Annotated in this window: 9 protein-coding genes; 5 read left to right on the top strand and 4 right to left on the bottom strand. The window is 65.6% G+C overall.

The window, feature by feature from the left end:
• Window positions 1–214: 214 nt before the first annotated feature.
• Window positions 215–1,021 carry a helix-turn-helix domain-containing protein gene (locus tag ACSQ23_RS24125; protein ID WP_436092152.1) on the bottom strand — a complete coding sequence of 269 codons (807 nt, stop codon included), beginning with the start codon at window positions 1,019–1,021 and terminating at the stop codon, window positions 215–217.
• Between the two features lie 118 nt (window positions 1,022–1,139).
• Between ACSQ23_RS24125 and ACSQ23_RS24120 the strand changes: the two genes are divergently transcribed.
• Both ACSQ23_RS24120 and ACSQ23_RS24115 read left to right on the top strand, forming a co-directional pair.
• The gene (locus ACSQ23_RS24120; protein ID WP_436092151.1) at window positions 1,140–1,520 is read left to right on the top strand and encodes a hypothetical protein; all 381 of its coding nucleotides are present in this window, start codon (window positions 1,140–1,142) and stop codon (window positions 1,518–1,520) included.
• Window positions 1,521–1,639: 119 nt separating this feature from the next.
• Window positions 1,640–2,884, top strand: coding sequence for an epoxide hydrolase family protein (locus tag ACSQ23_RS24115; RefSeq protein WP_436092150.1), 1,245 nt, complete (start codon window positions 1,640–1,642; stop codon window positions 2,882–2,884).
• 210 nt (window positions 2,885–3,094) lie between these two features.
• Here ACSQ23_RS24115 and serA read toward each other — a convergent pair whose 3' ends face one another.
• The 3 genes from serA to ACSQ23_RS24100 form a co-directional block, all read right to left on the bottom strand.
• Window positions 3,095–4,681 (bottom strand): phosphoglycerate dehydrogenase, encoded by a 1,587-nt coding sequence (gene serA, locus ACSQ23_RS24110; protein ID WP_436092149.1) that lies wholly within the window; start codon window positions 4,679–4,681, stop codon window positions 3,095–3,097.
• 97 nt (window positions 4,682–4,778) lie between these two features.
• On the bottom strand, window positions 4,779–5,963 hold the full coding sequence (locus ACSQ23_RS24105) for a phosphoserine transaminase (protein ID WP_436092148.1): 1,185 nt from the start codon (window positions 5,961–5,963) through the stop codon (window positions 4,779–4,781).
• 180 nt (window positions 5,964–6,143) lie between these two features.
• Complete coding sequence (locus ACSQ23_RS24100) at window positions 6,144–7,244, bottom strand: hypothetical protein (protein ID WP_436092147.1); 1,101 nt, start codon at window positions 7,242–7,244, stop codon at window positions 6,144–6,146.
• Between the two features lie 368 nt (window positions 7,245–7,612).
• Here ACSQ23_RS24100 and ACSQ23_RS24095 point away from each other — a divergent pair, with 368 nt between their 5' ends.
• From ACSQ23_RS24095 to ACSQ23_RS24085, 3 genes are read left to right on the top strand one after another with little or no spacing between them, the layout of a single operon-like run.
• Window positions 7,613–8,803, top strand: a complete 1,191-nt coding sequence (locus ACSQ23_RS24095) for a CE1758 family FMN-dependent luciferase-like monooxygenase (protein ID WP_436092146.1) — start codon at window positions 7,613–7,615, stop codon at window positions 8,801–8,803.
• Window positions 8,804–8,806: 3 nt separating this feature from the next.
• Entirely contained in the window at window positions 8,807–9,259 is a 453-nt protein-coding gene (locus tag ACSQ23_RS24090; RefSeq protein ID WP_055999731.1) for a MarR family winged helix-turn-helix transcriptional regulator, read from the top strand.
• Window positions 9,260–9,967 (top strand): CE1759 family FMN reductase, encoded by a 708-nt coding sequence (locus tag ACSQ23_RS24085; protein WP_436092145.1) that lies wholly within the window; start codon window positions 9,260–9,262, stop codon window positions 9,965–9,967.

Raw genomic sequence — 9,967 nt, 5'->3', positions numbered from 1 at the left:
CTTGGGGGGAGGGATCAAGGGTGGGGGTCGGCCACAAACTGGATGCCGGACGAACGGCGTTCTTCCCCACCAATCTTCCCACCCAACGGCGTCATCCCCGCGAACGCGGGGACCCAGTGCGATCTCTCAACGTTCGCTGGTGGTGCAGCATCCCACTAGGTTCCCGCCTTCGCGGGAATGACACCGGAGCGAGTTTGCGGGCTGGAATTACCCCTCACCCCACCACCGCCGCCAGCAAAGCTGCCGTCTCCGCATCCGCCGGCAAGAACGCCTCGATCACCAACTCGCTGAGCGTGATCTCGGTGGGCGTGCCGAACACCGTGGTGGTGGAAATGAAGCTCGCCACGGCGTCGCCGAAGCGCATCTTCATCGGCACGAATACCCCGCCATGCTCGTCGCGCCCTTCATAGCCGGGAGCGATGCCGGAGATGTCGCGCAGCTCTTCCAGCAGCTCGGCGATGGCCGGATCGCCACTCGCTTCGAGCTGCGCCGCCACCCGGCGCAGGATATCGCGGGCCCACTCGTCGTAGTTGACGATCAGCCGGCCCAAGCCATCCTGGCGGAGGCTGAGGCGCAGCACGTTGATCGGCTCCTGCAGCAGCTCTGGATTGGTGACCTGCGACAGGAACGGCGCCGCCGCGGCATTCGCCGAGACCAGGTTCCAGCCGCGATCGACGGCGATGGCCAGGTACGGCTCATAGGCCTTGAGCACCAGATCTACCGCGGCGCGGGCCGGCGCCAGATCCGGGTGGTCGAGCCGCCGCTCGGGATAGACCGGCGCGTACCCCGCCGCGAGCAGCATCAGGTTGCGGATGCGCAACGGCACGCCGAGGCCGGAGGCGATGCGCAGCACCACCTCGCGGCTCGGCACCGAGCGCCCGCTTTCGATGAAGCTCAGGTGCTTCTGGCTGAGCTCGATCTCCAGCGCCAGGGAGAGCTGGCTGAAGCGGCGGTGCTGCCGCCAGTCGCGGATATAGTCGCCGATGGAACGGTCGGAGGCCGTGGCTTGTGCGTGGGTCATGGCGCCGACCCTACCCCGCCGCGGCGTCGGTTCAATTACCTCTGCGTTAGTTGAGACGAGGAAGCGGGAGGTAGAAATGTGTCGCCGTCAACAAACGAACCCCGACGGAGAAACCGAAATGAACCTCATCCGCTTTGCCCTCGTTGCCGATGCCGCCGCGACCGTGGCCACTGGCGCGCTGCTTGCCGTCGGCGGCAGCCTGCTCGCCGACCTCACCGGCCTGCCGGCAACCGCCACCCAGCCGCTCGGCCTGTTCCTCATCGCTTTCGCCGCCTTCGTCGGCTGGGTCGGGATACAGCGTGAGACGCCGCGCGGCGCCGCGACGCTGATCGTCCTTGTCAACGCCGCCTGGGTCGTCGGCAGCCTCATTGTGCTCTTGGCCGGCACCTTCCCGCTGACGCTCCTCGGCGTTGCCTTCGTCATCGCCCAGGCCGTCGCGGTCGCGGCGCTCGCCGCCCTGCAATGGGTCGGCCTCGGCCGGGCTCGCGCCCTCGCCTGACCTCGCACATCACGGCGGACAACCGGTGCTGCTGACAGGCTCTGTCAGCAGCACCGGCGCATGGTTCTGGGGCCGGCAGAGACCGGCGCCGAAGCAGCGAGGATGACCCGGAAATGCCCATGACCCGTCGATCCCTCATCAAGTCCGCCATCGCCGCAGCCCTGGTGCCGGCGTTCACGGCCATCGCCCATTCCGCAGCCCGAGGAGAGACCACCATGACCACCGCCAAGCCCTTCAAGCTCGCCATCGCCGACGCCGATATCGCCGACCTGCAATATCGCCTGCGCAGCGCTCGCTGGCCGGTCGAGGTTGCCCCCGACACCTGGGAGCGCGGCATCCCCGGCGGTTACCTCCGGCAGCTGGCCGAGCGCTGGGCCGCCTTCGACTGGCGCGCCCAGGAGGCTGAACTCAACCGCTACGACCAGGTGATGCTCGAGTTCGAGGGCGAGCATGTGCACGCCTTCCACATCCGTTCCAGACACGCCGACGCCATGCCGCTGGTGCTCTGCCATGGCTGGCCGAGTTCGGGCATCGAATACCTGAAGCTGGTCGAGCCGCTGACCAACCCGGCGGACGGCAAAGACGCCTTCCACCTCATCATCCCGACCGCCCCCGGTTTCGGCCTCTCCCCTGCCCCGCGCCAGCCCGGCTGGACTGCCACGAAGACCGCGGCCGCCATCGCCGAGCTGCTCAACCAGTTCGGCTATGATCGTTTCGCCGTCCACGGCACCGATATGGGCTCCGACGTCGCGGCCCAGCTCGACGTGCTGACCAACGGCCGCGCCATTGGCCTCCATCTCGGCACCGACCTCGACAGCGTCATCGCCGTCGCCTCGTTCATGGGCGGCGACCTCCAGCAGAACCCGGCGCTCACCGCCGAGCAGAAAGAGCGCGCCGGCGCCCTGTTGGCCAAGGTCGCCGATCGCAACGGCTACATCGCCATCCAGTCGACCCGGCCCAAGACGCTCGGCTATGCGCTGAACGACTCGCCGATCGGCCAGCTCGCCTGGATCGCCGAGAAGTTCAAGGCCTGGACCAACCCGAACAAGGCGACGATCGAAGCGGCGGTCGATATCGACCAGTTCCTCACCAATGTGAGCCTCTACTGGTACGGCGGCGGCGGTTCGGCTTCGGCCAATGCGCTGTGGGAAGCCTTCAAGGCCATGGGCTGGGCCCCGCCCAGCGCCACCCCGCGCGGCGTCGCGGTGTTCAACGCCAGCGACCTGGTCCGCCCCCTGTTCGACCCGCAGCAGCAGATCGGCCACTGGAGCGAGTTCACCGAGGGCGGGCACTTCCCGGCGATGGAAGAACCGGCGCTGCTGGCCGGGGATCTCAAGACGTTCTTCCGTCCGCTGCGCGGCTAGGATTATCCCAAACAGCCGGTGGTTGCCGACCCCCACCCTTAATCCCTCCCCGCAAGGGGGAGGGAGACGCAGACTGAAGTGCTGGTGTGAGGGTTTCCCTCCCCCTTGCGGGGAGGGGACAGGGGTGGGGGTCAGCCCGCACCGACTCCTGGGCAAACAAAAAAAGGCCGGGCAATGCCCGGCCTTTCCGTCTAAACCCAACCCTGCGGCTTAGTTGAACGCCACGGCCTTGGCCTGGCGCACGCCGGGGAGCCCGGCAATTTCCTTGAGCTGCTCCGCCGTGACCTCGCCATCGATCGACAACAGCGCAATCGCGTCGCCTCCCACCTCGGCGCGGCCGAGGTTGAAGTTGGCGATGTTGATGCCGAGGTTGCCGAGCAGCGTCCCGAGCCGGCCGATGTGGCCCGGCTTGTCCTCGTTGGTGACGTAGAGCATCGACGGGGTCAGTTCGGCATCCATGTTGATGCCCTTGACCTGGATGATGCGCGACTTGCCGTTGGCAAAGATGGTGCCGGCAATGCCACGTTCCTGCCGCTCGGTGATCACCGTGAGGCGGATATAGCCTTCATACGCCCCCTGCTGGTCGCGGGTGATGATCTCGACATTGATGCCACGATCCTTGGCGATCTGCGGCGCCGAAACCATGTTCACCTCGGCCACCTGCGGCTTCAACACGCCGTTGATCGCCGCGGCGGTCATCGGCTTGGTGTTGAGCGCCGCGACATTGCCCTCGTACTCGAGGCGGATGCCCTTGATCGAGGTCTCGGTCAGCTGGCCGGCGAACGAGCCGAGCGCCTCGGCGAGCTTCACCCACGGGGTCAGCCGCGGCGCTTCCTCGGCGGTGATCGAGGGGAAGTTCAGCGCATTGGTGATCTCGCCGGTGTTGAGATAGGCCGAGATCTGCTCGGCCACCTGCAGCGCGACGTTCTCCTGCGCTTCGGTGGTCGAAGCGCCGAGGTGCGGGGTGGCGATGAAGTTGGCGAGCTCGAACAGCGGGTTGTTCTGCGCCGGCTCCTCGACGAACACGTCGAACGCCGCGCCCGCCACCTTCCCCGATTTCAGCGCCTCATAGAGCGCCGCTTCATCGACGAGGCCGCCACGGGCGCAGTTGATGATGCGCACGCCGTCCTTCATCTTGGCGATGGCCTCGGCATTGATGATGTTGCGGGTCGCATCGATCAACGGCGTGTGCAGCGTGATGAAATCGGCACGCTTCAGCAGCTCGTCGAGCTCGACCTTCTCGACCCCGATGGCCTGCGCGCGCTCGGGCGTCAGGAACGGATCGAACGCCACCACCTTCATCTTGAGGCCCTGCGCCCGGTCGGCGACGATCGAGCCGATATTGCCGGCGCCGATCAGCCCGAGCACCTTGTTGGTGACCTCGACGCCCATGAAGCGGTTCTTTTCCCACTTCGAGGCCTTGGTCGAAGCGTCGGCTTCGGGGATCTGCCGGGCCAGCGACAGCATCAGCGAGATGGCGTGCTCGGCGGTGGTGATCGAGTTGCCGAACGGGGTGTTCATCACGATGATGCCGGCCTTGGTGGCTGCCGGGATATCGACATTGTCGACGCCGATGCCGGCGCGGCCGATCACCTTCAGGTTCTTGGCGGCGCTGAGGATCTTGTCGGTCACCTTGGTCGCCGAGCGGATGGCGAGGCCGTCATACTGGCCGATCACCTCGAACAGCTTGTCCTTGTCCTTGCCGAGATCGGGCAGGTAGTCGACGTCGATATTGTTGTCCTTGAAGATCTGGACCGCGGTCTTCGACAGCTTGTCCGAAACGAGAACCTTGGGCATGTCGCCCTCCATGCTGTTGCGGCTCCGGGCTTGACCTCAGACCGCGTGAAACTTGGGGAAGTGAGCCGCCCCGGTGGGCGGCTGGAAGCAATGGTGCTCAGGCGGCAGCCTGTGCCAGCGCGGCCTTCTCGGCGGCGAAGGCGTAGTCGAGCCACGGGGTCAGCGCCGCAAGGTTCGCGGTCTCGACCGTCGAGCCGGCCCAGATGCGCAGCCCCGTCGGGGCATCGCGGTAGCCGCCGATATCATAGGCGACGCCGGCCTTGTCGAGCCGCGAGACGATCGCCTTGGCAAAGGCCGCCTGCGCGTCGTCGGAAAGCGCGGTGATCGCCGGGTCCTTGATCACGAGGCAGATCGAGGTGTTCGAGCGCTCGGCCTCGTTCTTGGCGAGGAACGCCGCCCAGTCGGACTTGGCCACCCAGTCGGCCAAGACCTTGGCGTTGGCATCGGCGCGCGCCTGCATGCCCTTGAGGCCACCGACGGTCTTGCCCCATTCCATCGCGTCCACCGCGTCTTCGATGCACAGCATCGACACGGTGTTGATGGTGGCGCCCTCGAAGATATCGGCCATGAGCTTGCCGCCCTTGGTCATGCGGAAAATCTTGGGCAACGGCCAGGCCGGCTTGTAGGTCTCGAGCCGCTCGACGGCGCGCGGGCTGAGGATCAGCACGCCATGCGCCGCTTCACCACCCAGCGCCTTCTGCCAGGAGAAGGTGATCACATCGAGCTTCTGGAAATCGAGGTTCTGCGCAAATGCGGCAGAGGTCGCGTCGCAGATCGTCAGGCCTTTGCGATCGGCCGGGATCCAGTCGGCGTTCGGCACCCGGACGCCCGAGGTGGTGCCGTTCCAGGTGAAGACCACGTCATTGTCGAAATTGACGGTCGAGAGGTCCGGCAGCTCGCCATAGGGGGCGGTCAGGGTGCGGACGTTCTGCAGCTTCAGCTGCTTCTGCACGTCGGTGACCCAGCCCTCACCGAACGATTCCCAGGCCAGCATGTCGACGCCGCGGGCGCCGAGCATCGACCACAGCGCCATCTCGACGGCGCCGGTATCGGAAGCGGGGACGATGCCGATCAGGTAGTCGGCCGGGACCTCGAGCAGCTCACGCGTCAGCGCGATGGCCTTCTCGATGCGCTGCTTGGCCGGCTTGGCGCGATGCGAGCGGCCAACCAGCGCGTTGGCGAGCACGTCCACCGTCCAGCCAGGACGTTTGGCACAGGGGCCCGACGAAAAATTGGGGTTAGCCGGTTTCACTGCCGGCGCAGTCAGGGGCAAATCAGCCATGGCGACCCTCCCAGGTCGAAAGCCTTGCGTTAGGGCAAGGTGTCCTGAGACGGGCAGATACTCCTCATGACGTAAGCGCGTCAAGCGTCCAAAAGTCGGAGACGGAGCGAATTCCGCGACGACAATACCTGTGCCGGTCACCTGCCTCGCACAACGCCACGTCGACGTGACTGGGAGCGCCTATCGCACTTCAAACAGGCGCAGAGCGTAGGTCGCCACGGCAACCAGATCCCCGCCTGGAGCGACGTCGACGACGGACCCGCCCTCGGGTGAGGATTTCGTGATCCCCGTGACGATCAATTGACCGCCTTCGATTCCGCCCACCCATAGGACTCCTTCTTCTGTGCTGCTGAAGAACATCGGACCGTCGGCTCCCGCAACCAGATCGGCGTCGAAGTTGAACACCTGGGATCGCGATAGGTCGAGGGCGAGATTCTCCGCGTCGCTAAGGACGGGTGTTCCGGAGGACAGGTCGAACAGCCAGAGGTTCTTGTCGGCGCTGCCCACGGCGCAGTTCACCACCAGAAGCCAGTTGCCCAGAACCGAGATGTTGTTGATCCCGCGCTGCGCCTTCTCGTTATAGCGAACTCGGAACAGCTCGCTGCCATCCCGAACGCTGAGCCCCACCAGATCGCCATCTTCTGACCCGGTGACGACCGTGGTGTCGTTCCAGAGCGCGAGGCCCCTAACATTATGCAGCTGCCACGGATTGGACGGTGCATTGGGCGAGGCGACGTTGATGTGCCTCAGGATCGAGAAACCGCCGTCAGGACCCTGCTGCCAGTAGATGACGGCACCACTTTCATGACCAGTAACCAGCAGCTTGGCGCCGTCGACTTCGGTGATGAGCCCGCTATTGGCGGGTCCGTAAGTCGGATCGTAAGGCAGGTTGGCGACAAGCTCGAAGTCTTGCTCTGCATCGGCTGCCCCGTCTCGGCGCCACACGGCGAGGCTTTCTCGACCATCGGACGATACGATCGTCGAGCCATCAACTGCTGCCACCATTTCGACGCCCTGCCCCGAAGGCAGGGCCATCGCCTGGGTAACCATGGGTCCCCACTCTCCTGTCTTGGGCGTCCGGAATAGCGACAGCGTTCCATCCCACCGTCCGACAACGAAGTGTGTGGGGTCGAACCAGTCCATGGTCTGGGCGAAGAGTACAGTGGTGCCGGCAGGCTTGATTGTCTGCGCGGGAAGGTCGTCAGCCAGGGCCGCATTGGCAGCAGCGATCAGGATTGAGAGAACGCCGACAATTCTCTTGCCGATCTTATTGCCTGACATGATTTCCCTCATCCCCAATTCTGCCGACAATATCTCAGCTCCGATCAGAGTTTGCCACAATTAACTAGAGTCTCCACGCCTTTCGGAAGCGTATCTTGCAGCACATAGATCAGGCGGCACCGCACACTACTTGTCACTGGTCAGAACGACGTGTTGGCCTCGCGATATCCTCGATCTACTGGCTTGGCTGCATCTAGGCGCCACAGCAGGGCCGCTCGTCAGAAGTTTGTTTGAGCGTGCCAGGATGACGGTTAGGCATGTTGCGGCTGGGCGCTTGGTTGACTACGCCGCTCCAGATCAGTTGCCCACCTTGATAGATGCATGCGCATACATATATCTTCGGCAACCGCAGCCTTAGGAGGCATGTCATGCAGTTCGGAATCTTCTCGGTCAGCGACGTCACCCGCAACCCGCTCACCGGCAACACACCCAGCGAGGCGGAGCGGATCGATGCCATCGGCCGTATCGCGCAGCGCGCCGACGAGGTCGGCCTCGACGTATTCGCCATTGGCGAGCATCACAACCCGCCCTTCTTCTCGTCCTCGCCGACGACGCTGCTCGCCCATATCGCGGCGCTGACGCAGCGCATCATCCTGTCGACCTCGGTGACGCTGGTCACCACCAACGACCCGGTGAAGATCGCCGAGGATTACGCCATGCTGCAGCACCTGGCCAAAGGCCGGGTCGACCTGATGCTGGGCCGCGGCAACACCGTGCCGGTCTATCCCTGGTTCGGCCAGGACATCCGCAACGGCGTGGCGCTGGCGCTCGAGAACTACAACCTGCTGCATCGGCTGTGGCGTGAGGATGTGGTCGATTGGCAGGGCAAATCCCGCACGCCGTTACAGGGCTTCACTGCCATTCCCCGGCCGCTCGACGACGTGCCGCCCTTTGTCTGGCACGGCTCGATCCGCACGCCCGAGATCGCCGAGCAGGCGGCCTATTACGGCAATGGCTATTTCGCCAACAATGTCCTCGCGCCCAACTTCCATTTCCTGCCGCTGGTCAACTTCTACCGCGAGCGCTTCGAGCACTATGGCCACGGCAGCAAGGAGCAGGCCATTGTCGGGCTGGGCGGACACGCCTTCATCGCGAAAAACTCGCAGGATGCCCATGAGCGCTTCCGGCCGTTCTTCGAGGGCAACCCGATCTATGGCTCGAGCTACAGCCTCGAGGAATATGCGAAGAACACGCCGCTCAGCGTCGGTAGCCCGCAGGAGATCATCGACAAGACGCTGAGCTTCCGCGAGGCCTTCGGCGATTACCAGCGCCAGCTCTGGGTGGTCGACGCCATGGGCCTGCCGCTCGAGGCGGCGCTGGAGCAGGTCGAGCTGCTGGGCATCGAAGTGGTGCCGGTGCTGCGCAAGGAGATGGCTTCGCGGCGTTCGTCTGGCGCCGCCGAGGCGCCGACGCACGCGAGCCTGGTCGCCGCCAAGTACGGCGACGCCCCGGCGCGACAGCCGACGCCCAACCCCAACCGCGGCGACAATCTGACCGGCGCCCGGCCCTACCAGGACACCGACCCGGCCCTCGCCGCCAAGCTGCCGCTGGTGGGCTGAGCCATGGCCAGCGACACCAGATTGGCGAACGAGGCCTGGGAGGCGCTGTTCCGCGCGCAGATGACCATTGCCGCCGAGCTGCACGCCGGCGACGCCTGGGGCGACCTCGTGCCCACCGATTACGGCGTGCTCTACGCCCTCTCGACGGCAAAGACCGGCCTTAGGATGTCTGAACTCGGCAAGGACATCCTCATCAGCCAGGCGGGGCTCTCGAGGTCGGTGTCGCGGCTCGAAGCCCGCGGCCTGATCGACCGTCAGGCCGACCCTGAGGATGCCCGCGCCAGCATCCTCAGCCTGTCCAAGGCCGGCGCGCACCTGCAGAAGCGCGTCGGCGCCAGGCATGGCCGCCATGTCGCCGAGGCGATGACCTGTCGCCTCAGCGATCAGCAACTCGTCCAATTGCGCGATCTCTGCGAGCATTTGCTCGCGGGGTCGCCGGCAACGCCGGAGGTCTAGATGACCAAGCCGTTCCAGAGTCCCGAGCACCCCGCCCGCCTCGTCGTCATCAATGCCGGGGTCAGCGATCCGTCATCGACCCGCATGCTGGCTGATCGCATCGCGCAGCAGAGCCTCGACCGGCTGGCGGGAGCCGGCCTCGCCACCTCGCTCACCATCATCGACCTCGCGCCGCTGGCGATCGACATCGCCAAGGCCATCGTCGCCGGCTTCCCCGGCGACAAGCTGCAGGCCGCCATCGATAGCCTGGCCGGCGCCGACGCCATCGTCGCCGCCACCCCGGTCTACAAGGCCGGGATGAGCGGGCTGTTCAAATCCTTCATCGACCTCGTCGACAACGACCTGTTGATCGCCAAGCCGGTGATCCTCGCCGCAACGGCCGGCACCGCCCGCCACGCCATGGTCGCCGACGAGCAGATGCGGCCGCTGTTCGCGTTCCTGCGCGCCGTCCCCGTCCCCACCTCGATCTTTGCGGCGCCGGAGGATTGGGGCGCACCCGATCTCGGCAAGCGCATCGATCGCGCCGCCACCGAACTCGCCCAGTTCGTGGCGTCGGGCGTCGGACGCGCCATCGTCAATGCCGCCTGGGATGGCTACCAGCATCAGTTCGCCGGCAACGCCACCGCCGCCGAACAGTCGGCGGCCGACGTGAACTTTGACACCGACCTGATGCGGCTGGCGGCCGGCGGATCGTCGTCCGGCTCCTGA

The organism is Devosia sp. LjRoot16 (assembly GCF_964252795.1).
Taxonomy (GTDB): Bacteria; Pseudomonadota; Alphaproteobacteria; order Rhizobiales; family Devosiaceae; genus Devosia_A.
Note: the sequence above shows the minus strand (reverse complement) of the source record. Positions and strands in the feature narration are given on the sequence as shown.

Excerpts from the sequence above, each read along its gene's own strand:
- ACSQ23_RS24095 (WP_436092146.1), top strand. The coding sequence starts at position 7,613 with ATGCAGTTCGGAATCTTCTCGGTCAGCGACGTCACCCGCAACCCGCTC.
- ACSQ23_RS24120 (WP_436092151.1), top strand. The coding sequence starts at position 1,140 with ATGAACCTCATCCGCTTTGCCCTCGTTGCCGATGCCGCCGCGACCGTG.
- ACSQ23_RS24085 (WP_436092145.1), top strand. The coding sequence starts at position 9,260 with ATGACCAAGCCGTTCCAGAGTCCCGAGCACCCCGCCCGCCTCGTCGTC.
- ACSQ23_RS24100 (WP_436092147.1), bottom strand. The coding sequence starts at position 7,244 with ATGTCAGGCAATAAGATCGGCAAGAGAATTGTCGGCGTTCTCTCAATC.
- ACSQ23_RS24125 (WP_436092152.1), bottom strand. The coding sequence starts at position 1,021 with ATGACCCACGCACAAGCCACGGCCTCCGACCGTTCCATCGGCGACTAT.
- ACSQ23_RS24090 (WP_055999731.1), top strand. The coding sequence starts at position 8,807 with ATGGCCAGCGACACCAGATTGGCGAACGAGGCCTGGGAGGCGCTGTTC.
- ACSQ23_RS24105 (WP_436092148.1), bottom strand. The coding sequence starts at position 5,963 with ATGGCTGATTTGCCCCTGACTGCGCCGGCAGTGAAACCGGCTAACCCC.
- serA (WP_436092149.1), bottom strand. The coding sequence starts at position 4,681 with ATGCCCAAGGTTCTCGTTTCGGACAAGCTGTCGAAGACCGCGGTCCAG.
- ACSQ23_RS24115 (WP_436092150.1), top strand. The coding sequence starts at position 1,640 with ATGACCCGTCGATCCCTCATCAAGTCCGCCATCGCCGCAGCCCTGGTG.